Annotated in this window: 17 protein-coding genes; 4 read left to right on the forward strand and 13 right to left on the reverse strand. The window is 70.1% G+C overall.

What is annotated here, in order from left to right:
- Positions 1 to 40: 40 nt before the first annotated feature.
- Complete coding sequence (locus ACFVJQ_RS09910) at positions 41 to 1,129, reverse strand: ADP-ribosylglycohydrolase family protein (protein ID WP_385782371.1); 1,089 nt, start codon at positions 1,127 to 1,129, stop codon at positions 41 to 43.
- Positions 1,130 to 1,325: 196 nt separating this feature from the next.
- On the opposite strand from ACFVJQ_RS09910, the gene ACFVJQ_RS09915 reads away from it, so the two are divergent.
- Positions 1,326 to 2,462 (forward strand): glycerate kinase, encoded by a 1,137-nt coding sequence (locus tag ACFVJQ_RS09915; protein ID WP_385782818.1) that lies wholly within the window; start codon positions 1,326 to 1,328, stop codon positions 2,460 to 2,462.
- Between the two features lie 267 nt (positions 2,463 to 2,729).
- Here the strand turns inward: ACFVJQ_RS09915 and pssA are convergent, their stop codons facing one another.
- The 9 genes from pssA to ACFVJQ_RS09960 all read right to left on the reverse strand — a co-directional run bounded on the left by pssA (position 2,730) and on the right by ACFVJQ_RS09960 (position 13,624).
- The gene (pssA, locus tag ACFVJQ_RS09920; protein WP_224737433.1) at positions 2,730 to 3,584 is read right to left on the reverse strand and encodes a CDP-diacylglycerol--serine O-phosphatidyltransferase; all 855 of its coding nucleotides are present in this window, start codon (positions 3,582 to 3,584) and stop codon (positions 2,730 to 2,732) included.
- Positions 3,571 to 4,227: a phosphatidylserine decarboxylase gene (locus ACFVJQ_RS09925; RefSeq protein ID WP_385514281.1), complete on the reverse strand. Its 657-nt coding sequence runs from the start codon at positions 4,225 to 4,227 to the stop codon at positions 3,571 to 3,573. Before ACFVJQ_RS09925 ends, pssA begins: the two co-directional genes overlap by 14 nt.
- Before the next feature lie 171 nt (positions 4,228 to 4,398).
- Positions 4,399 to 5,604, reverse strand: a complete 1,206-nt coding sequence (locus ACFVJQ_RS09930) for an acyl-CoA dehydrogenase family protein (RefSeq protein WP_385514280.1) — start codon at positions 5,602 to 5,604, stop codon at positions 4,399 to 4,401.
- Positions 5,605 to 5,606: 2 nt separating this feature from the next.
- A complete protein-coding gene (locus ACFVJQ_RS09935; protein ID WP_224737430.1) occupies positions 5,607 to 6,119 on the reverse strand; it encodes a MaoC family dehydratase in 513 nt (170 codons plus the stop codon).
- 5 nt (positions 6,120 to 6,124) lie between these two features.
- Positions 6,125 to 7,084: an HpcH/HpaI aldolase/citrate lyase family protein gene (locus ACFVJQ_RS09940; RefSeq protein ID WP_385514279.1), complete on the reverse strand. Its 960-nt coding sequence runs from the start codon at positions 7,082 to 7,084 to the stop codon at positions 6,125 to 6,127.
- On the reverse strand, positions 7,081 to 9,108 hold the full coding sequence (locus ACFVJQ_RS09945; protein ID WP_385514278.1) for a protein meaA: 2,028 nt from the start codon (positions 9,106 to 9,108) through the stop codon (positions 7,081 to 7,083). The genes ACFVJQ_RS09940 and ACFVJQ_RS09945 overlap by 4 nt, the downstream gene beginning before the upstream one ends.
- Positions 9,109 to 9,118: 10 nt before the next feature.
- On the reverse strand, positions 9,119 to 10,456 hold the full coding sequence (ccrA, locus tag ACFVJQ_RS09950) for a crotonyl-CoA carboxylase/reductase (protein WP_385782821.1): 1,338 nt from the start codon (positions 10,454 to 10,456) through the stop codon (positions 9,119 to 9,121).
- A 416-nt stretch (positions 10,457 to 10,872) separates the two neighbouring features.
- Positions 10,873 to 11,682, reverse strand: coding sequence for a TetR family transcriptional regulator (locus tag ACFVJQ_RS09955; RefSeq protein ID WP_206306932.1), 810 nt, complete (start codon positions 11,680 to 11,682; stop codon positions 10,873 to 10,875).
- Positions 11,683 to 11,818: 136 nt separating this feature from the next.
- Positions 11,819 to 13,624 carry a 3-hydroxyacyl-CoA dehydrogenase family protein gene (locus ACFVJQ_RS09960; protein WP_385514275.1) on the reverse strand — a complete coding sequence of 602 codons (1,806 nt, stop codon included), beginning with the start codon at positions 13,622 to 13,624 and terminating at the stop codon, positions 11,819 to 11,821.
- A 364-nt stretch (positions 13,625 to 13,988) separates the two neighbouring features.
- On the opposite strand from ACFVJQ_RS09960, the gene ACFVJQ_RS09965 reads away from it, so the two are divergent.
- Entirely contained in the window at positions 13,989 to 14,570 is a 582-nt protein-coding gene (locus ACFVJQ_RS09965; protein ID WP_385514274.1) for an adenylosuccinate lyase, read from the forward strand.
- 11 nt (positions 14,571 to 14,581) lie between these two features.
- Here the strand turns inward: ACFVJQ_RS09965 and ACFVJQ_RS09970 are convergent, their stop codons facing one another.
- The 3 genes from ACFVJQ_RS09970 to ACFVJQ_RS09980 form a co-directional block, all read right to left on the reverse strand.
- Positions 14,582 to 15,112, reverse strand: a complete 531-nt coding sequence (locus ACFVJQ_RS09970; RefSeq protein WP_385782378.1) for a GNAT family N-acetyltransferase — start codon at positions 15,110 to 15,112, stop codon at positions 14,582 to 14,584.
- Positions 15,113 to 15,220: 108 nt separating this feature from the next.
- Positions 15,221 to 16,783: an alpha/beta hydrolase gene (locus ACFVJQ_RS09975; RefSeq protein WP_385782381.1), complete on the reverse strand. Its 1,563-nt coding sequence runs from the start codon at positions 16,781 to 16,783 to the stop codon at positions 15,221 to 15,223.
- Positions 16,784 to 16,919: 136 nt separating this feature from the next.
- The gene (locus ACFVJQ_RS09980) at positions 16,920 to 17,960 is read right to left on the reverse strand and encodes an Rv2578c family radical SAM protein (RefSeq protein WP_385514271.1); all 1,041 of its coding nucleotides are present in this window, start codon (positions 17,958 to 17,960) and stop codon (positions 16,920 to 16,922) included.
- 180 nt (positions 17,961 to 18,140) lie between these two features.
- On the opposite strand from ACFVJQ_RS09980, the gene ACFVJQ_RS09985 reads away from it, so the two are divergent.
- Both ACFVJQ_RS09985 and ACFVJQ_RS09990 read left to right on the forward strand, forming a co-directional pair.
- Positions 18,141 to 18,584, forward strand: a complete 444-nt coding sequence (locus tag ACFVJQ_RS09985; protein WP_385514270.1) for an SRPBCC family protein — start codon at positions 18,141 to 18,143, stop codon at positions 18,582 to 18,584.
- A gap of 148 nt (positions 18,585 to 18,732) precedes the next feature.
- Positions 18,733 to 21,138: an MFS transporter gene (locus ACFVJQ_RS09990; protein WP_385782385.1), complete on the forward strand. Its 2,406-nt coding sequence runs from the start codon at positions 18,733 to 18,735 to the stop codon at positions 21,136 to 21,138.
- Positions 21,139 to 21,145: the final 7 nt, after the last annotated feature.

A 21,145-nucleotide genomic window follows, 5' to 3' on the forward strand; every position in this document is an offset into this window, starting at 1 on the left:
CCAGGAAGGGTAACCAGGGCGGGCTCAGGGCCTGCCTGCCCTACTGGTCGGCGTGGTCGGCCTCCGTCCGGGCCAGTCGCAGGGTCCGCTCCGCCAGCTCGCTGATCCGTACCCCGTCGAAGCCGAACACCGCGCTGCGCACCGTGTCCTCCAGCGGGTCCTTCCACTGGGCCGGGATCGCCTCCGCACCGGTCAGGACACCGGCCACCGAACCGGCCGTGGCGCCGTTGGAGTCGGTGTCCAGGCCGCCGCGGACGGTGAGCGTGATGGTGCGGGTGAAGTCGCCGTCGCCGTACAGCAGCCCCGCGGTGAGCACCGCCGCGTTCGGGACGGCGTGGATCCAGCCGAGCCCGGCGGTCTCCTCGGTCAGCGTCGTCAGCGTGTCCTCCCAGGTCATACGGGTCTCGTGGAGCGAGGCGACGCGGCGCACCGTGCGGGCCAGTCGGCTGCTCGCCGGGACGACGGTCAGCGCCTGGTCCACGGCGTGCCGGACGGTGGGCGCCGTGAACGCGGCCGAGATCAGAGCGGCCGCCCACATCGCCCCGTACACGCCGTTGCCGGTGTGCGACAGCACCGCGTCCCGGCGGGCCAGCGAGGCGGCGCGGGACGGGGCGCCCGGGCAGGTCCAGCCGTAGATGTCGGCGCGGATCAGGGCGCCGATCCACTCCTGGTACGGGTTGTCGTACGTCGCCGTGAGCGGCGGCTTGAGTCCGTTGGCGAGGTTGCGGTAGGCCGCCCGCTCCGCCGTGAACGTCTGCAGGTACGGCAGCCGCAGCAGCCACAGGTCGCCGACCTGCTCGGTGCTGAAGTCGAAGCCGTGGGTTTCCAGCAGGTCCAGGCCGAGGACGGCGTAGTCGACGTCGTCGTCGCGGCAGCTGCCGTGGATGCGGCCGCGGACGCACTGGCGCCACTCCGGGCGCAGCTGAGGGCTGTCGCCGTCGGGGGGCGGCTCGGGGAGGTAGTCGGTGAGGGGCAGGGCGGAGGCCTGGCGCAGGTAGCGGTCGATGCGGTCGCGCGTCCACAGGTCGCCCTGCTCGACCGGTTTGCCCAGCATGTTCCCGGCGATCCGGCCCAGCCAGCCCCCGAGGATGCGGTCGGCGAGCTCTGACTCGGTGCCCACAGGGGTCATAGGAACGGTTTACCCGATTCCGGCGGTCGTCACAGGCGGTTCTCAGGGGCATTCCGGGGTGTTCCACGGTCGGTGTTCCACGGTCCGGGCAGGGGCATGACGGCAGGGCTGTCCTGCGGTTAGGGTCACAGCGGCGCGACTGGCCCTGACATGCGCGGGGCCCGGAGAGCAAGGGGAAGACAAGGTGGCTGACGCTGTGGACGGTGCCCGTCGGGTGCTCATCGCCGCGGACAAGTTCAAGGGGTCGCTGACGGCCGTGGAGGTCGCCGAGCGGGTGACAGCCGGACTGCGCCGCGTGGTACCGGACGTCGACGTGGAGGCGCTCCCGGTGGCCGACGGCGGCGACGGAACCGTGGCCGCGGCGGTCGCGGCCGGGTTCGAGCGGCGTGCGGTACGGGTTGCGGGGCCCCTCGGCGACGAGGTGACCGCCGCCTTTGCGCTGCGCGGCGACACTGCCGTCGTGGAGATGGCCGAGGCGAGCGGGCTGCAGCGGCTGCCGGCCGGGGTCTTCGCGCCGCTCACGGCGTCCACCTACGGGTCGGGGGAGTTGCTGCGGGCCGCGCTCGACGCGGGGGCGCGGACGATCGTGTTCGGGGTCGGGGGGAGCGCGACGACGGACGGCGGGGCGGGGATGCTGGCCGCGCTGGGGGCGCGGTTCCTGACGGCGGAGGGGGAGCCGGTGACGCCGGGCGGCGGAGGGCTTGGCGCGCTCGCGTCCGCCGATCTGTCGGGCCTCGACCCGCGGCTGGCGGACGTCGAGTTCGTCCTCGCCAGCGACGTCGACAACCCGCTGACCGGGCCGAAGGGGGCGCCGGCGGTGTACGGGCCGCAGAAGGGGGCCTCGCCGGACGACGTGGCGGCGCTGGACGCGGCGCTTGCGCACTTCGCGAAGGTGCTGGAGGAGGCCATCGGGCCGAAGGCCGGGGAGTACGCCGCGTCGCCGGGCGCCGGCGCGGCGGGTGGGATCGGGTACGGGGCGCTGATCATCGGGGCCCGGTTCCGTCCCGGTATCGAGGTGATGCTCGACGTCCTGGGCTTCGCCCCCGCACTGTCCCGGGCCGATCTGGTGATCACCGGTGAGGGCTCGCTGGACGAGCAGACCCTGCACGGCAAGGCTCCGGCGGGGGTCGCGGCTGCTGCGCGGGCCGCGGGCAAGGAGGTCGTCGCGGTGTGCGGGCGCCTCGCGCTGCCGCCTCAGGCGCTGGGCCGGGCCGGGATCCGGCGGGCGTACCCGCTGACGGAGGTCGAGCCGGACGTGGCGAAGTGCATCGCGGAGGCGGGGCCGATCCTGGAGCGGGTGGCGGAGCGGATCGCGCGGGACTACTTGGGCTGAGGCGGGACTTTTCTCGCCCCCGCCGCCCTTACCCATTCCCATCCCCAGGGGCTGCGCCCCTCGGACCCCGCCGGGGCTGCGCCCCTCGGACCCCGCCAGGGGCTCCGCCCTGGACCCCCGCCTCTCGTCCGACCGAGTCGGGTGGTGGGTGGGCGAAGGCCGGGGGTCTGGGGGCGGAGCCCCCAGCGGCGTCCACACCGACGCCGGGCCCCAAAAAAAGCGAAGGGCCCCGAACCCAAGGTCCGGGGCCCAAGCCAAGCGCCAGCGCTACGGCAGCTGCGCCGCCCGCGCCTCGCGTCGGTTGTCGCGGAAGTTGTTCACCCGGCGGGCCGTGGCGAACAGCGGGATCACCGCGCCCATGACCAGCTGCAGCGCGCAGCCCGTCTGGAGAAGGAGCTGGCCGCTGGGGGCGCCGAAGGCCCAGGCGACCAGCAGGCCCATGCTCACCACGATCCAGCCGAGCATCGCACCGGCGAGGCGGCCCCGCGGCTTCGGGTACTCGACCCGGCTCACCATCAGCCACGCGGTCCCCAGGATCGCCAGCAGGGTCGCCACGAAGGGCAGCTCCAGCAGCACGATCGCGACGACCGTCAGTGCACCGAACGGGCTGGGCATGCCCTGGAACATGCCGTTCGTCGGCGTCACACAGGAGAATCTCGCGAGCCTCAGCACCACGGCCAGGAGTACGACGATCGCCCCGACCGCGGCCACCCGCTGGTGCGCGTCGTCCGCGACCATGCCGTAGACGAGGACGAAGTACGCGGGGGCCAGGCCGAAGCTGATCAGGTCCGAGAGGTTGTCCAGCTCCGCGCCCATGGGGGAGGAGCGCAGCTTGCGTGCCACCAGGCCGTCGAACAGGTCGAAGACCGCCGCGCAGAGCATGAGGATGACCGCCGTGGCCGCGCTGTGGCGGGCCATGCCGGTCTCCTGGCTGCCGGTGAGGTGCGGGATCAGGATGCCGGTGGTGGTGAAGTACACCGCCATGAAGCCGCACGTGGCGTTGCCGAGTGTGAGGGTGTCCGCTATCGAGAGGCGAAGAGAGAGGGGCATCTCCTCCTCTTCGTCGTCCTCCGCCGCCTCCGGGACCCAGCCCGACTGCGTATCAGGGTCAATCACGGTCAATGCGAGTCACCCCAGCCATGGTCTTCTGGCCGACCTCGACCGCGACCTCGACGCCCTCGGGCAGGTACAGGTCGACGCGCGAGCCGAAGCGGATCAGACCGATCCGCTCGCCCTGCTCGACCTTGGTGCCCTGCGGGATGTAGGGGACGATACGGCGGGCGACCGCGCCGGCGATCTGGATCATCTCGATGTCACCGAGCTCGGTGTCGAAGTGCCAGACGACCCGCTCGTTGTTCTCGCTCTCCTTGTTGAAAGCAGGAACGAATCCGCCCGGGACGTGCTCGACCGACGTCACGGTGCCGGCCAGCGGAGCGCGGTTGACGTGCACGTTGAGCGGGCTCATGAAGATCGCGACGCGGGTACGTCCGTCCTTCCACGGCATGATGCTCTGCACCACGCCGTCGGCGGGCGAGATCACCCGGCCCTGGGTGATCTCGCGCTCGGGGTCGCGGAAGAACCACAGCATCCCCGCCGCGAGCGCGGTGGCGGGGACGGCGACGGCCTTGGCGGCACCGGAGCGGCGTGCGCGGGCCAGGCTGAGGGCTGCGGTGGCGACGGTCGGGAGGAGCCACGGCGATGCTCCGCGCGCGAGGCGTGTGCCGACCAGGCTGTCGCGTGGTGCAGAGGTTTGGCTGTGGGGCATGGATGACCTTCGTAGCGGATGATGCCGCGCTCTGAACGGGGGACGGCGGCTTTCTCGCGATCGTAGCGGCTAAGGGCCGTAACTGGGTAAGCCAGGAAGCCGAGTCGGTAGCCGGGGAGTGCCTACGGGGTGTGATCTTCTTCTCGAATAAAACACCCCGTTTCCGGACATTCAGCCCTGGAATCGATACTCTTCGAGCAGCCTGCGGCCGATGATCATTTTCTGGATCTCGGCGGTACCTTCACCGATCAGCAGCATCGGGGCCTCGCGGTAGAGGCGCTCGATCTCGTACTCCTTCGAGAAGCCGTAGCCGCCGTGGATCCGGAAGGCGTCCTCCACGACCTCCTTGCAGTACTCGGAGGCGAGGTACTTCGCCATCCCGGCCTCGAGGTCGTTTCGCTCCCCGGAGTCCTTTTTGCGTGCAGCATTCACCATCATGGCATGGGCCGCCTCGACCTTGGTGGCCATCTCGGCGAGCTTGAACTGGATGGCCTGGTGCTGGGCGATCGGCTTGCCGAAAGTGTGACGCTGCTGGGCGTACTGGACACCCAGCTCGAAGGCACGCTGAGCGACGCCGCAGCCACGTGCCGCAACGTTGACGCGACCGACCTCGACCCCGTCCATCATTTGGTAAAAACCTCGGCCGGTGACGCCGCCGAGCACCCGATCGGCCGGAACGCGCAGGCCGTCCATGATCAGCTCGGTGGTGTCGACGCCCTTGTACCCCATCTTGTCGATCTTGCCCGGGATGGTGAGGCCGGGGCGGACCTCACCGAAGCCGGGCTCCTTCTCCACCAGGAAGGTCGTCATCGACTTGTGGGGCGCGGTGCCCTCGGGGTGTCCTTCGTCACTCCGGACGAGGACGGCGACGAGGGAGGACGTACCGCCGTTCGTCAGCCACATCTTCTGACCGTTCAGGACGTACTCGTCGCCGTCCTTGACCGCCTTCGACGTGATCGCCGAAACATCGGAGCCCAGGCCCGGTTCCGACATCGAGAAGGCGCCACGGATGTCACCGGCCGCCATCCTCGGCAGGAAGTGGTCCTTCTGCTCCTGCGTGCCGTGCTGCTTGAGCATGTACGCCACGATGAAGTGGGTGTTGATGATGCCGGAGACCGACATCCAGCCGCGGGCGATCTCCTCGACGCAGAGGGCGTACGTCAGGAGCGACTCGCCCAGACCCCCGTACTCCTCGGGGATCATCAGGCCGAACAGGCCCAACTCCTTGAGGCCGTCGACGATCTGCTGCGGATACTCGTCGCGGTGCTCCAGCTCGGTCGCGACCGGGATGATCTCCTTGTCCACGAAGTCGCGGACGGTGGAGAGGATCTCCTGCTGGATGTCGGTCAGACCGGCGGTCTGGGCGAGTCGCGCCATTGCTACTTCCCCTGTTCCTTGAGCTCGGGGCGGCCCGGCTGCTCGCCGCCGCGCTCCTTGATGTACGTCTCGGTGGGGACCATCACCTTGCGGCGGAACACGCAGACCAGCGTGCCGTCCTGCTTGTAGCCCTTGGTCTCGACGTGGACGATGCCCCGGTCGTTCTTCGACTTCGACGGCCACTTGTCGAGCACGGTCGTCTGGCCGTAGATCGTGTCGCCGTGGAAGGTCGGCGCCACGTGCTTGAGCGACTCGATCTCCAGGTTGGCGATCGCCTTGCCGGAGATGTCCGGGACGGACATGCCGAGCAGCAGCGAGTAGATGTAGTTCCCGACGACGACGTTCTTGCCGAAGTCCGTCGTCTTCTCCGCATAGTTGGTGTCCATGTGGAGCGGGTGGTGGTTCATGGTGAGGAGACAGAACAGGTGGTCGTCGTACTCGGTGACCGTCTTGCCCGGCCAGTGCTTGTACGTCGCTCCGACCTCGAACTCCTCGTAGGTGCGTCCGAACTGCATCGCGCTCAGGCCTCCGGGATCTCGAACTTGCTGGTGCGCTGCATGCCGGCCGCGCGTCCCTTGCCGGAGATGACCAGGGCCATCTTGCGGCTGGCCTCGTCGATCATCTCGTCGCCGAGCATCGCGGAGCCCTTCTTGCCGCCCGCCTCGGACGTGTAGTAGTCGTACGCGTCCAGGATCAGCTCGGCGTGGTCGTAGTCCTCCTGGGAGGGCGAGAAGATCTCGTTGGACGCCTCGACCTGGCCCGGGTGCAGCACCCACTTGCCGTCGAAGCCGAGGGCCGCGGCGCGCTGCGCGACCTCGCGGTAGCCGTCGACGTTGCGGATCTGCAGGTAGGGGCCGTCGATCGCCTGGAGGTTGTTGGCGCGGGCGGCCATCAGGATCTTCATCAGGATGTAGTGGTAGGCGTCCGCCGGGTAGCCGGGCGGCTGCTCGCCCACGACCAGCGACTTCATGTTGATCGACGCCATGAAGTCGGCCGGGCCGAAGATGATCGTCTCGATGCGCGGGGAGGCCTGCGCGATCTCGTTGACGTTGTTCAGGCCCTGCGCGTTCTCGATCTGCGCCTCGATGCCGATGCGGCCGACCTCGAAGCCCATGGTCTTCTCGATCTGGGTGAGAAGGAGGTCCAGGGCCACGATCTGCTGGGCGTCCTGGACCTTCGGCAGCATGATGCAGTCGAGGTTCGGACCCGCGCCCTCCACGACGGTGACGACATCGCGGTACGTCCACTCGGTCGTCCAGTCGTTGACGCGCACGACCCTCGTCTTGCCCGTCCAGTCGCCCTCGTTGAGGAACTTGACGATGGTGTGCCGCGCCTCGGGCTTGGCGAGCGGCGCGCAGGCGTCCTCCAGGTCGAGGAAGACCTGGTCGGCCGGGAGGCCCTGCGCCTTCTCCAGGAAGCGCGGGTTGCTTCCGGGGACCGCGAGGCAGGAGCGTCGCGGACGAAGACGGTTGACGGTCATGCGGGGACCTCCAGGGGGTCGAGCTTGTTCGCTTTGCGGATCTCGTCGACGATGCGGCCGATGATTCCGGTGATGTCGAAGTCCTTCGGGGTGAAGACCGCGGCGACTCCGGCGGCCCTGAGCTGCTCGGCATCACCGTTGGGGATGATGCCACCGGCGATCACCGGTATATCTGTGGCACCGGCCACACGGAGCCGCTCCAGCACGTCCGGCACCAGCTGGGCGTGCGAGCCGGAGAGGATCGACAGGCCCACCGCGTGGACGTCCTCGGCGAGGGCCGCGTCGACGATCTGCTCGGGTGTGAGCCGGATGCCCTGGTAGACCACCTCGAAGCCGGCGTCACGCGCGCGTACGGCGATCTGTTCGGCGCCGTTGGAGTGTCCGTCCAGGCCCGGCTTGCCGACCAGGAAGCGCAGCTTGCCGACGCCGAGGTCGCGGGCGGTCTCCTCGACCCGGCGGCGGACGAGCGCCATCGCGGTGCCCTCCTCGGCGGTCACCGCGACCGGCGCGGACGACACGCCGGTCGGCGCGCGGAACTCGCCGAACACCTCGCGCAGGGCTCCTGCCCACTCGCCGGTCGTGACGCCGGCGCGGGCGCACTCCAGGGTGGCCTCCATGAGGTTGTCGGTGCCCTTGGCGGCCTCCTTCAGGCGCTCCAGCGCCTTGCAGGGGCGCGGGTGGTTGAAGGGCGGCTGGTAGCGGGTGTCGCGCCAGTGCTGCAGCGAGGCGATGACACGGGCTTCGACGGCCGGGTCGACCGTCTGGATCGCCGTGTCCAGGTCGGCCGTCAGCGGATTCGGCTCGGTCGTCTCGAAGATGTTGACGCCGACGATCTTCTCCTGACCGGACTCGATACGAGCCCGCCGCTCGGCGTGCGAGGCGACGAGCTGCGACTTGAGGTAGCCGGACTCGACGGCGGCCATCGCGCCGCCCATCTCCTGGATACGGTCGATCTCGGCGAGGGACTCCTCGACCAGCTCGTCGACCTTCGCCTCGATCACCTTCGAGCCCTCGAAGATGTCCTCGTACTCCAGCAGGTCGCTCTCATGGGCGAGGACCTGCTGGATGCGCAGCGACCACTGCTGGTCCCAGGGGCGGGGGAGACCCAGGGCCTCGTTCCAGGCCGGCAGTTGGACGGCACGCGCGCGTGCGTCCTTCGAGAGGGTCACGGCCAGCATCTCGAGGACGATCCGCTGGACGTTGTTCTCCGGCTGCGCCTCGGTCAGACCGAGGGAGTTGACCTGGACGCCGTAGCGGAAGCGGCGCTGCTTGGGGTTCTCGATGCCGTACCGCTCGCGCGTGACCTTGTCCCAGATCCGCCCGAACGCCCGCATCTTGCACATCTCCTCGATGAAGCGGACGCCCGCGTTCACGAAGAAGGAGATGCGGGCCACGACGTCCCCGAACTTCTCCTCGGGAACCTGCCCTGAGTCGCGTACGGCATCGAGAACCGCGATCGCGGTGGACATCGCGTAGGCGATCTCCTGGACCGGTGTGGCGCCCGCCTCCTGCAGGTGGTAGCTGCAGATGTTGATCGGGTTCCACTTCGGGATGTGGGAGACCGTGTACGCGATCATGTCCGTCGTCAGCCGGAGTGAGGGCCCCGGCGGGAAGACGTGCGTCCCCCGCGACAGGTACTCCTTGACGATGTCGTTCTGGGTCGTCCCCTGGAGCTTGGTGATGTCCGCGCCCTGCTCCTCCGCGACGACCTGGTAGAGCGCCAGCAGCCACATGGCCGTGGCGTTGATGGTCATCGAGGTGTTCATCTGCTCCAGGGGGATGTCCTGGAACAGCCGGCGCATGTCACCGAGGTGCGCGATCGGCACGCCGACCCGGCCCACCTCGCCGCGGGCGAGGATGTGGTCGGAGTCGTAGCCGGTCTGCGTCGGCAGGTCGAACGCCACCGACAGACCCGTCTGCCCCTTGGCGAGATTGCGCCGGTACAGCTCGTTGGACGCCTCGGCCGTGGAGTGACCGGCGTACGTGCGCATCAGCCACGGCCGGTCCTTCTGACGCTCAGTCATGCGACGCCTCTCAGATGTTCCGGAAGCGGTTGATGGCGTCGATGTGCTTGGCGCGCTTCTCGTGGTCGCGCACGCCCAGGCCCTCCTCGGGGGCCATGCACAGCACGCCGACCTTGCCCTGGTGGAGGTTGCGGTGCACGTCGTAGGCGGCCTGGCCGGTGTCCTCCAGGGAGTACACCTTCGACAGGGTGGGGTGGATCTTGCCCTTCGCGATGAGCCGGTTGGCCTCCCAGGCCTCGCGGTAGTTGGCGAAGTGCGAGCCGATGATCCGCTTCAGCGACATCCACAGGTAGCGGTTGTCGTACTCGTGCATGTAGCCCGAAGTCGAGGCGCAGGTGGTGATCGTGCCGCCCTTGCGGGTGACATAGACGCTCGCGCCGAAGGTCTCGCGTCCGGGGTGCTCGAAGACGATGTCGATGTCCTCGCCGCCGGTGAGTTCGCGGATGCGCTTGCCGAAGCGCTTCCACTCCTTGGGGTCCTGGGTGTTCTCGTCCTTCCAGAACTTGTAGCCCTCGGCGTTGCGGTCGATGATCGCCTCGGCGCCCATCGAGCGGCAGATTTCCGCCTTCTGCGGCGAGGACACGACACAGATCGGGTTGGCGCCGCCGGCCAGCGCGAACTGCGTGGCGTACGAGCCGAGCCCGCCGCTCGCTCCCCAGATGAGCACGTTGTCGCCCTGCTTCATGCCGGCGCCGTTGCGGGAGACCAACTGGCGGTACGCGGTGGAGTTGACCAGGCCGGGAGCGGCGGCCTCCTCCCAGCTGAGGTGGTCCGGCTTCGGCATCAGCTGGTTGGACTTGACCAGCGCGATCTCGGCGAGGCCGCCGAAGTTGGTCTCGAAGCCCCAGATGCGCTGCTCGGGGTCGAGCATGGTGTCGTTGTGGCCGTCGCTGGACTCCAGCTCGACCGACAGACAGTGCGCGACGACCTCGTCGCCCGGCTCCCAGGCGTTGACGCCGGGGCCGGTGCGCAGGACGACGCCCGCGAGGTCGGAGCCGATGATGTGGTACGGCAGGTCGTGGCGCTTGGTGAGCTCGCTGAGCCTGCCGTAGCGCTCCAGGAACCCGAACGTCGACAGCGGCTCGAAGATCGAGGTCCACACCGAGTTGTAGTTGACCGAGGAGGCCATCACGGCCACCAGGGCCTCGCCCGGGCCGAGTTCCGGCACCGGCACGTCGTCCAGGTGGATCGACTTACGGGGGTCCTTGTCGCGGGTGCTGAGGCCCGCGAACATCTCCGTCTCGTCCTTGTGCACGGTGATCGCGCGGTACGACTCGGGGAGGGGCAGAGCGGCGAAGTCGGCCGGCGTCGAGTCCGGCGACTGGATCGCGTCCAGGATGTTCTTCACGGTCACGGTGTTGCCTCCGGCGATACGCGCCCCGAGGGAAGGGCGCTGAGGGTTACGTCGGTGCTGCTGAGGGTTGGGGGTTGCCGTCGGTTCGGCGGGTGGTGCTGTTCGGCAGCGCTTTGTGGCGCGGGAGGTTGCCTGTGACGCAGGCGTCCGGGCGCGCAGGCCGTGGGCTTGCGGGGACAGCCGGCGTACGAAAGGTCGCTGCACGCCGGCCGCCCGGACAACATCAACGTATGGCACGCCGTGTCACCTGGCAAGGCACTGGGTGCCAGAAGTTTCGCTCAGACGAAATCTTTACGTAACAAATGAGCGATGATCGATCGTATGGAGGCTGGGAAGCGGGCGAAAGAGGGCTCTGGCATGCCAAAACGGCCACCCCGGTGGGGTGGCCGTTGTCACTGCGCTGTGGGTGCTCAGCGGTCCCGGAGGGCCTCCTCGATGGTCCGCATGACCTCGTCCAGCGGAGCGTCGGTGCGGGCCACCGTCACCAGCACCTCGCCCTGCGTCGAGACCGAGGCGGGGGCCGGCTTCGGCGCCGCGGAGCGTCCGATTCCGATGCCCGCCCCGAACGTCTTCCGCACGATCGCGAAGGCGTGGTCGAGCTGTGCCTCCACGTCTCCCTGGCCGCCGGCCCGCAGCCAGCGTCGCAGCACGTGGTTGTGGGCGGTGACCACGGCGGAGGCGGCGACCTCGGCCAGCAGGGGATCGTCGTTGGCGTCGTCGTCGTGCGCGTGCTCGTCGAAGTGGCCGAGCAGATAGCGGGTGAAGAGGCGCTCGTAGCGGGCCACCGACGCGATCTCCGCCTCGCGCAGGGTGGGCACCTCGCGCGTGAGCTTGTAGCGGGCGACCGAGATCTCCGGCCGGCCCGCGTACATCTTCATGACTTCCTTGATCCCGCGGCACACCGTGTCGAGCGGGTGCTCGTGCGCGGGTGCCGCGTTGAGCACCGCCTCGGCCCGGATCAGGGTGTCGTCGTGGTCGGGGAAGATCGCCTCTTCCTTCGAGCGGAAGTGGCGGAAGAAGGTGCGGCGGGCGACCCCGGCCGCGGCCGCGATCTCGTCGACGGTGGTCGCCTCGTACCCCTTGGTCGCGAACAGCTCCATCGCCGCGGCCGCCAGCTCCCGGCGCATTTTCAGCCGTTGGGCGGCGGCGCGACTGCCTGCGGCACTCTCGGGTGCGTCGGGCGCGGCTGGTGTACGTGAGGACTTGGCGGGCTGGGACATGCCCCGAACGTACTGCATGTGCGCAGCTCGATGCGCAGGTCCGGGGTTTCCCCCGCCCTGGAAGGGCGGGGGAGAACCAGCCGGGTCGAGCAGTCCGCCCCACTCCGCGGCTGCCCCGAACCAGTCCCCTGGACGCTCAGCGGCGGGCATATTCGCGGAAGCCGCGGCCCGTCTTGCGGCCGAGGCAGCCCGCGGCCACCAGGTGCTCCAGGAGTGGCGCCGGGGCGAGGCCCGGGTCGCGGAACTCGCGGTGCAGGACCTTCTCGATGGCCAGCGAGACATCCAGGCCGACGACGTCCAGCAGCTCGAAGGGGCCCATCGGGTAGCCGCCGCCCAGCTTCATCGCCGCGTCGATGTCGTCGAGGGACGCGTAGTGGTCCTGCACCATCTTGATCGCGTTGTTCAGGTACGGGAAGAGCAGCGCGTTGACGATGAATCCGGCCCGGTCACCGCAGTCGACGGCGTGCTTCCTGATCGCGGAGCAGACCTCGTGAACCGTCGCGTGGACGTCGTCCGCCGTCAGCACCGTACGCACGACTTCGACCAGCTTCATCGCAGGCGCCGGGTTGAAGAAGTGCATGCCGATCACGTCCTGCGGACGCGAGGTGGCACGGGCGCAGGCGACGACCGGCAGCGACGAGGTGGTGGTCGCCAGGACCGCGCCCGGCTTGCAGACCTTGTCCAGCGTCGCGAACAGCTGCCGCTTGACCTCCAGGTCCTCGGCGACGGCCTCGACCGCCAGGTCGACGTCGCCGAAGGCGTCGTACGAGCCCGCCGGTGTGATCCGGTCCAGCGTCTGCGCCGCCGCCTCCGCCGTCAGCCTGCCCTTGTCGACCGAGCGCGAGAGCGACTTGCCGATCCGGGCCTTGGCGGCCTCGGCCTTCTCCGCGCTGCGGGCGGCGAGGACCACGTCGTAGCCCGCCTTGGCGAAGACCTCGGCGATGCCGGACGCCATGGTGCCGGAGCCCGCGACGCCGACCGAGCGGACCGTACGGCCCGGCGTCCGGGAGTCGCCGGACCGCGGCGTCAGTGCGTCGGGCACGACGGTGGCGCTGCCCGGAGCGTCATAGGTGTAGAAGCCGCGGCCCGACTTGCGGCCCGTCAGGCCCGCCTCGCTGAGCTGCTTCAGGATCGGCGCGGGGGCGTGCAGCCGGTCGCGGGACTGCGCGTACATGGCGTCCAGGACGGTGCGCGCGGTGTCGATGCCGATCAGGTCGAGCAGGGCCAGCGGGCCCATCGGCAGTCCGCAGCCGAGCCGCATCGCCGCGTCGATGTCCTCCCGGGAGGCGTACTTCGCCTCGTACATCGCGGCCGCCTGGTTGAGGTAGCCGAACAGCAGCCCGTCGGCGACGAATCCGGGCCGGTCACCGACCGCGACGGGCTCCTTGCCGAGGTCGAGGGCAAGGCCGGTGACGGCACTGACGGCGGCGGGCGCGGTCAGCACCGAGGAGACGACCTCGACCAGCTTCATCGCCGGCGCCGGGTTGAAGAAGTGCAGCCCGAGCACCCGCTCGGGACGCGCCGAGTCGGCGGCCAGGCGCGTGACGGACAGGGCGTTGGTGCCGGTCGCGAGGATCGTCTCCGGGCGGACGATCCCGTCCAGTTCGCGGAAGATCTGCTGCTTGATCTCGTACGACTCCGGCGCCACCTCGATGACCAGGTCGGCGTCGGCCGCCGCGCGGAGATCGGTGGCGGTACGGACCCGGGCGAGGGCGTCCGCGCGCTCCTGCTCGGTCAGCCGGCCCCGCTCCACGGCGCGGGCCGTGGAGGCCTCCAGGGCGGCGACGCACCGGGCGGCCTGGGCCTCGCTGACGTCGATACCGACGACCTCGCGACCGGCCTTGGCCAGAACCTCGGCGATACCGGTGCCCATGGTGCCGAGGCCGACGACGGCAACGGTCTTGAGCGGGGACAGAGGGGTGTCGGACAGGGGAGTGGCCATCGCGGGACTCCTGGAAATGAGGGTGACGTCTGGGAACGCGGCCGGGTGCGCCGAGGGCGCACCGGGTGCGTGAGGAGTGCGGGTGGTGCCGGGCTGCAAGCGCACACGCCCGGTGCCGTCGCTGCGGACGTGCACACGTCCGAGGAACGGTGATGCCGACCGGCCCTGTCCCGTGGCCGAGTCGTACTCAGGTACGTGATGTACCGAACCGACTGCTCTCCCGACGGCTGCGTCACCAAACCGTCGCAAGGGGGCGGGTGGGTTACCCGCTCGTCTGAGCTTAACCCGCGGGTAACGAGCGCGCCAGTCCTCTGTCGTTGTGATGTGGGTCCCCCGAACCGAGATCGTTTGTACCCTCGGCGTCATGGACGAAGAGTTGCGATTGCTCACGGAGCGCTTACGGCAGGAGTCGGGCGCCACCACGGCGTACGAGCATCTGGTGGCGACCGAGGACCACGAGGAGCTGGCGAGTGTGCTCACCGCGGCGGGACAGCCGCTGTGGGCCAGGGAACTGGCCGCGTTCCGGCTGGGGCTGGCGGGCGACCGGCGGGCCTTCGAGTCCCTCGTCCTGCTCCTCAACCACCGCGACCCACCGCGTTGCGCCTCTGCCGCCCATGCCCTCGCCCGCCTCGGCGATCCGCGCACCGCCCGCGCCGCCGCCGCGCTCGCCACCAACGAACTGCGCGTCGCCTACGCCCTGCACCCGGTCCGACTCCTCGTCGAACTGCGCGCCCCGGAGTCGGTGCCCACCCTGATCACCACGCTGGAGCGACGGCTGCGCCCCCACGACCCGTACCGCCGCGTGGCCCTGGCCTGCGTGGAGGGGCTGGGAGTGCTCGGCGACGCCCGGGCCCGGCCCGTACTGAACGAAGCCCTCGCGCACCCGGCGCTCGCCGAGGCCGCCGTGGCCGCACTGGCCCGCATGCCCCGGCAACGGCAGGGGTGATGCCCGCCGGGTCACTCGACGCGGGTCAGCTCCCGCACGTACCGCACCTCCGGCACCTCGGCCCCGGCCACCTCGAACGGCTCCTCGGCCCCGTCCGTACGGAATCCCGCCCGCTCGTAGAAGCGCCGCGCGAGGGCGTTCTCCTTGAGCACCCAGAGGAGCATGCGAGTGTGTCCGGCGGCCGTGCACTGCCGTACCGACTCGGCCAGCAGGGCATGTCCGATGCCGGCGCCGTACCGTTCGGGATGCACGTATATCGCGTACAACTCGGCGTCGTCCGTGCGCACTTCGCCGTCGCGGTACGGGCCGTGGCACGCCCAGCCGAGCACGTCGCCGTTGACCTCGGCGACCAGGTTCACCACGCTGCCGTCGCCCTGGGCGAGGCGGGTGCGGTGGCGCTCGGCGTCCTCCGCCACGTCGAGCGCGTCGAGATACTCCTGCGGTATGAGGCCTCGGTACGCGCTCTGCCAGCCGCCGATGCGGATCTCGGCCACGCGCTCGCAGTCGGCGGCGGTCAGTTCCCGGATCCGCAGGCGGCTCACGCGCCCACCATCGCGAACGCCTCGATCTCCCACGGCAATCCTGGTCGGCTCACTCATGCGTCCATGGTGGACCATGGGTCTGACAACGCCCCCGACCGGCCGGATCACTCAGCCACGGAAGCCCAGCAGCCTGTGCAGCGTCGAACCCCGGGTCGCGCCGGACGCCCTGGTGGTCAGCGGCTTCGGGTCGGGCAGTGCCTTGCATCTCGCGTCGACCCCGCCGCTCCCGCGCGGCACCGTGCCGTCGGTCAGATAGGCCGCCAGGTGCTTGTCCAGGCAGGTGTTCCCGCTCAGCGTGATGCCGTGGTTCCCGCCGCCCGCCTCGACGACCAGGCTGGAGCGGCGCAGCAGCCGGTGGACCGTCGCGGCGCCCTGGTACGGGGTGGCCGCGTCGTGCGTCGCCTGGAACAGCAGGACCGGCGGCAGGTGGCCGTTGGCGATGTTCACCGGCTTCAGCGAGTCCGTCGGCCAGAACGCGCACGGCGCGTTGTACCAGGCGTTGTTCCAGGTCAGGAAGGGCGCCTTCTCGTACACCGCCCAGTTGTCCTTGCTCCACTGGCGCCAGTCACGCGGCCATGCGGCGTCCCGGCACTGCACCGCGGTGTAGATGCTGTAGCCGTTCTCGTCGGAGGCATCCACGGCCCCGAAGTCCTCGTACGCCTCGACCAGCGGGTCCGGATCCTTGTCGTTGACGTACGCCGCGAACGCCTCGGCGAGGTGGGGCCAGTAGCCGTTGTAGTAGCCGCCGGGCAGGAAGGTGTCCTCCAGTTCGCCGGCGCCGACCGTGCCACGCGCGGGTTTCCTGGCCAGCGCCGCCCGCATCGCGTACCACCTGGCCTCGACCCGGGCCGGGTCGGTGCCCAGCCGGTAGGTGGCGTTGTGCTTGGCGACCCACTTCATGAAGGCCCGGTGGCGGTCGTCGAAGGCGTGGTCCTGCGCCAGGTTGTTGTCGTACCAGACGCCGGTGGGATCGACGACGGAGTCCAGGACCGCACGACGGACCCGCTCCGGGTGCCGCCTGGCGTAGACCGCGCCCAGGTACGTGCCGTACGAGTAGCCGAAGTAGTTGATCCGCTCCGCACCCAGAGCGCGCCGGATCCAGTCCATGTCCTCGGCGGCGCTGACCGTGTCGAGGTACGGCAGCACGCGCGCGTACTTCTTTCCGCAGGTGGCGGCGAAGGACTTCGCGCGCGCGAGGTTGGCCGTCTCGGCGGCGGGCGTGGCGGGCCTCGGGTCGGGGCGCGCCGGGTCGAAGTGGCCGGGCCCGCAGTTCAGCGCCGGTTTGCTCGCGCCCACCCCGCGCGGGTCGAAGCCGATGACGTCGTACTGCGCCGCAACCGACTTCGGCAGGGCGGACGCGACGAATCCGGCGAGGGTCAGACCGCTGCCGCCGGGACCGCCGGGGTTGACCAAGAGCGGGCCCTGGTACCTCTTCGCGGTGTGCGGGACGCGGGACAGCGCCAGCGTGATCTTCTGCCCGTGCGGGTTCGCGTGGTCGAGCGGCACCTTCAGCGACGCGCACTGGAGTGTCGGGTAGTCGGTGGTGCCGCACTTTTTCCACGCCGGCCTCGAGGTGGCGGCGTGCGGGGCGTTCGCCTCGGCGGGGACTGCCGTGAGGGTGCCGGCCGCGACGAGCGCGGCGCCGCACAGCACGGCTGCGCGTTTGTTCATGGGGTCCTCCCAGGACGGAGGGTTGCGGGGCCGCGCATCCCACGGCCCTCGCCGCATCGTCCCGAACGGAACACCCAGAAGAACATATTCTGATCATATTTGACCCGATTGGGTCGATGGTTGCGCTCGAACGCTCTCAGATCAGCGAGAGTTGGGTCGGCCCAGGCAGGTCCGAAGGCGCCGGCTCGGGTTCCCGGATCCGGCGCGGCATACCCGCGCGGGTCGGCCCGATGCCGTACTCCTGGGCCAGTTCGTGGACCTGACGGGTGATCCGGCGCTGGTACCACTTCGGGGCGTAGGCGCCGTCCGCGTACAGCCGCTCGTACCGCCGCACCAGGTGCGGGTGGTGGCGCTCGAGCCACGCCATGAACCACTCGCGTGCGCCGGGTCGCAGATGCAGCACGAGCGGCGTGACCGACGTGGCCCCGGCGGCGGCGATCGCCCGCACGGTGGCCCGCAGTTGGGCGGGCTGATCGCTCAGGAACGGGATCACCGGCGCCATCAGCACACCGCAGCCGATCCCGTGCTCGCCCAGGGTCCGTACGACGTCCAGGCGGCGTTCCGGCGTCGGGGTGCCCGGCTCGACGGTGCGCCACAGCTCGGCGTCGGTGAAACCGACCGAGACGGAGATGCCGACGTCCGTCACCCGGGCGGCCTGCGTCAGCAGGTCCAGGTCACGCAGGATCAGGGTGCCCTTCGTCAGGATCGAGAACGGGTTCGCGTGGTCGCGCAGGGCGGCGAGGATGCCCGGCATCAGGCGGTAGCGGCCCTCGGCGCGCTGGTAGCAGTCGACGTTGGTGCCCATCGCGATGTGCTCGCCCTGCCAGCGGCGCGAGCCGAGCTGGCGGCGCAGCAGCTCGGGTGCGTTCACCTTCACCACGATCTGGGAGTCGAAGCCGAGGCCGGTGTCGAGGTCCAGGTAGCTGTGCGTCTTCCTCGCGAAGCAGTACACGCACGCGTGCGTGCAGCCCCGATATGGGTTCACGGTCCACTCGAAGGGCATGCGGGAGGCCCCGGGCACCCGGTTGAGGATCGAGCGGGCCCGCACCTCGTGGAAGGTGATCCCGCGGAACTCGGGCGTGTCGAAGGTCCTGGTCACCACCGCGTCCGCGCCGAACAGCGCGGCGTCGGCCCGGCTGTGCTCGCCGGACTCCAGGGTGAGGTTCTCCCAGCGCATGACGCCTCCTCGGGGTCGCTCGGCACAGAATAGAACATACGTTCCCATGATCGTGCGAGCGTCACTCCCGGTCGTGTCACGGAACCCGATCGATCACTTCCGTACTCCCGATTTGGGTGGCCGGGTGCCGGGATGGTTGGCTGTGCGCAACCCCGAGAACTCAGGTGCTGGAGGAACGCAATGGCGCAGGTCGAGGCCACTACGGAGCGGGTCGTCGCGGCGGACCCGGAGACGGTGTTCGACACCCTCGCCGACTACGCCGGCACGCGGGCGAAGCTGCTGCCCGAGCACTTCAGCGAATACGAGGTGCGCGAGGGCGGTGACGGCGAGGGCACCCTCGTCCACTGGCGCCTCCAGGCCACCAGCAAGCGCGTCCGCGACTGCCTCCTGGAGGTCAGTGAGCCGACCGACGGCGAGCTCGTCGAGAAGGACCGCAACTCCTCCATGGTCACCACCTGGCGGGTCACCCCGGCCGGCGAGGGCAGGTCCCGCGTGGCCGTGACCACCACCTGGACGGGCGCCGGAGGCATCGGCGGCTTCTTCGAGAAGACCTTCGCACCCAAGGGCCTCGCCCGGATCTACGACGCGGTGCTCGCCAAGCTGGCCGCCGAGGTCGAGAAGTGATCAAGGGGCAATCCCTCAGGGGTTGTTGAGGTCTCACCGGTTCGGGTGGATCTCCTGGCCGACCGGCATGATTCCGTAACTCGTCGCGCTTGCTCGTAGTTGTCGCTTTACGCGGCAATTGTGTGGCAGTGCGACGAGGGGAGCGGTAGTGGGCGGGACAACTCTGGTGCAGGACGGACCGGTTGCGACGGCGCCTCCGCACCTCCCTGCCCCACCGCCGGTCCTGACCGCCGAACTCAGCCCGCGCCGGGTGCGGTTGGTCTTCCTCGGCCTGATGCTCGCGCTGCTGCTCGCCGCCCTGGAGCAGATGATCGTCGCCACCGCACTCCCGAGAATCGTCGGTGAGCTGCACGGCCTGGACAAGATGTCCTGGGCGATCACCGCCTACCTGCTCACGGCCACCATCGGACTGCCGATCTACGGCAAGCTCGGCGATCTCCTCGGCCGCAAGGGCGTCTTCCAGTTCGCCATCGTCGTCTTCGTCGTCGGCTCCGCGCTCGCCGGCCGCGCGCAGACCATGGACCAGCTGATCGCCTTCCGCGCGGTGCAGGGCGTCGGCGCGGGCGGGCTCATGATCGGCGTCCAGGCGATCATCGCGGACATCGTGCCGCCCCGGCAGCGGGGCAGGTTCATGGGGCTGATCGGCGCGGCGTTCGGCCTCGCCTCGGTGGCCGGGCCCCTGCTGGGCGGCTACTTCACCGATCATCTCTCCTGGCGCTGGTGCTTCTACATCAACGTGCCCTTCGGCCTGATCACCATGGCCGTCGTCGCCGTCGTGCTGAAACTTCCCAAGCCGACCGCCAAACCCCGCCTCGACATCCTCGGTGCGCTGCTGCTCGCCGCCGCCTCCACCTGCCTGGTCCTGCTGACCAGTTGGGGCGGCACCGAGTACGCCTGGGGCTCGGACGTCATCCTCGCGCTCGCCGCCGGGGCCGCGGCCACCACCGTGCTCTTTCTCGTGGCCGAGCACTTCGCCGCCGAACCCCTCATCCCGCTGCGGCTGTTCCGCGACTCCGTCTTCAACATCACCGGCCTGGTGGGCCTGGTGGTCGGCGTCGCCCTCTTCGGCGCCGCCAGCTACCTGCCGACGTTCCTTCAGATGGTGGACGGGGCGAGCGCCACCGAGTCCGGGCTGCTGATGCTGCCCATGATGGGCGGCATCGTCGGCGCCTCGATCATCTCCGGGCAGCTCATCAGCAGCACCGGCCGCTACCGGATCCACCCGATCATCGGCGGCGCCCTCTCCGTCGTCGGCATGTGGCTGCTCTCCCGGCTCGAAGCCGACACGCCCCGGCTGCACTACAGCATCTGGATGGCCGTCCTCGGCGCCGGGATCGGCATGGTGATGCCGGTCCTGATCCTCGCCGTGCAGAACTCCGTGCGCCCCGCCGACCTCGGCACCGCCACCAGCGCCAACAACTACTTCCGGCAGATCGGCGGCAGCGTCGGCGCCGCGATCTTCGGCACCCTCTTCGCCGACCGGCTCACCGACTCCCTGCGCGAACACCTCCCCACGCGCGCGGACGCCGGTCTGCCCGACCCCGAGTCCATCACCCCCGAGCTCGTCCACGCACTGCCCCCGGCGCTGCGCGAGGGCTACATCCAGGCCTACGCCGACGCCATGCCGAGGATCTTCCTCTACCTGGTGCCGGTGCTCGTCCTCGGGCTGCTCATCTCGTTCTTCCTCAAGGAGACCCCCCTGTTGACCAGTACAGCGTCCCCCCACGCCCCCGCCACCGACCCGGAGACAGCTCAGGTGAACGCTCCCATCCCGCACGCCCGTTCGCCGTACGCCGCCGGAATCGCCGTCTGCGGCACGGTGCAGCACCCCGACGGGACCGTCGTGCCCCGCGCCGCGCTCACGCTCATCGACGTCGCCGGACAGCAGATCGGGCGGGGCGCGAGCGGCGAGGACGGACGGTACGCGCTGGCCACGCCCGGCTCGGGGGCGTACGTCCTGATCGCCGCGGCCGGCGGCCACCAGCCGCAGGCCGTCTCCGTGACCGTCGGCGAACGCCCCGTCGAACTGGACGTCGTCCTCGGCGGCGCCGGACGCCTCGCCGGCAGCGTGCTCACCGCGGACGGCAGCCCCGTGCGCGACGCCACCGTCACCCTGACCAACGCGCACGGAGAGGTCGTCGCCAGTACCCGCAGCGGACGCGAGGGCGGCTATGTCATCACCGAGCTGGTGGCGGGCGAGTACACGCTCGCCGCGAGCGCTCCCGCGTTCCGGCCGGCCGCCCTCCCGGTCACCGTCCAGGCGGCCCGCGAGACCCGGCAGGACATCGAACTCGCCGGCGGCGCCGTGCTGCGCGGCACGGTCCGGGCGAGCGGCGGGCGGCCCGTCGAGGACGCGCGGGTGACCCTGCTGGACGCGGCCGGCAACGTGGTCGACACGCTCACCACCGGGGCTGACGGAACGTTCCGGTTCGTCGATCTGTCCTCCGGCGAGTACACCGTCATCGCGGCCGGATATCCGCCGGTGGCCACCGTGCTGCAAGTGGCGGGCGGGGGACGCACGGAACGCGACCTTCAGCTGGGCCACGAGGACTGAACCGCCC

Source organism: Streptomyces sp. NPDC127197, assembly GCF_042672405.1.
GTDB classification, from domain to species: Bacteria; Actinomycetota; Actinomycetes; order Streptomycetales; family Streptomycetaceae; genus Streptomyces; species Streptomyces flavusporus.

Coding starts and splice junctions, on each gene's coding strand:
- ACFVJQ_RS09910 (WP_385782371.1), bottom strand. CDS start 1,129: ATGACCCCTGTGGGCACCGAGTCAGAGCTCGCCGACCGCATCCTCGGG.
- ACFVJQ_RS09925 (WP_385514281.1), bottom strand. CDS start 4,227: ATGCCCCACAGCCAAACCTCTGCACCACGCGACAGCCTGGTCGGCACA.
- ACFVJQ_RS09930 (WP_385514280.1), bottom strand. CDS start 5,604: ATGGCGCGACTCGCCCAGACCGCCGGTCTGACCGACATCCAGCAGGAG.
- ACFVJQ_RS09935 (WP_224737430.1), bottom strand. CDS start 6,119: ATGCAGTTCGGACGCACCTACGAGGAGTTCGAGGTCGGAGCGACGTAC.
- ACFVJQ_RS09940 (WP_385514279.1), bottom strand. CDS start 7,084: ATGACCGTCAACCGTCTTCGTCCGCGACGCTCCTGCCTCGCGGTCCCC.
- ACFVJQ_RS09945 (WP_385514278.1), bottom strand. CDS start 9,108: ATGACTGAGCGTCAGAAGGACCGGCCGTGGCTGATGCGCACGTACGCC.
- ACFVJQ_RS09955 (WP_206306932.1), bottom strand. CDS start 11,682: ATGTCCCAGCCCGCCAAGTCCTCACGTACACCAGCCGCGCCCGACGCA.
- ACFVJQ_RS09960 (WP_385514275.1), bottom strand. CDS start 13,624: ATGGCCACTCCCCTGTCCGACACCCCTCTGTCCCCGCTCAAGACCGTT.
- ACFVJQ_RS09965 (WP_385514274.1), top strand. CDS start 13,989: ATGGACGAAGAGTTGCGATTGCTCACGGAGCGCTTACGGCAGGAGTCG.
- ACFVJQ_RS09975 (WP_385782381.1), bottom strand. CDS start 16,783: ATGAACAAACGCGCAGCCGTGCTGTGCGGCGCCGCGCTCGTCGCGGCC.
- ACFVJQ_RS09980 (WP_385514271.1), bottom strand. CDS start 17,960: ATGCGCTGGGAGAACCTCACCCTGGAGTCCGGCGAGCACAGCCGGGCC.
- ACFVJQ_RS09985 (WP_385514270.1), top strand. CDS start 18,141: ATGGCGCAGGTCGAGGCCACTACGGAGCGGGTCGTCGCGGCGGACCCG.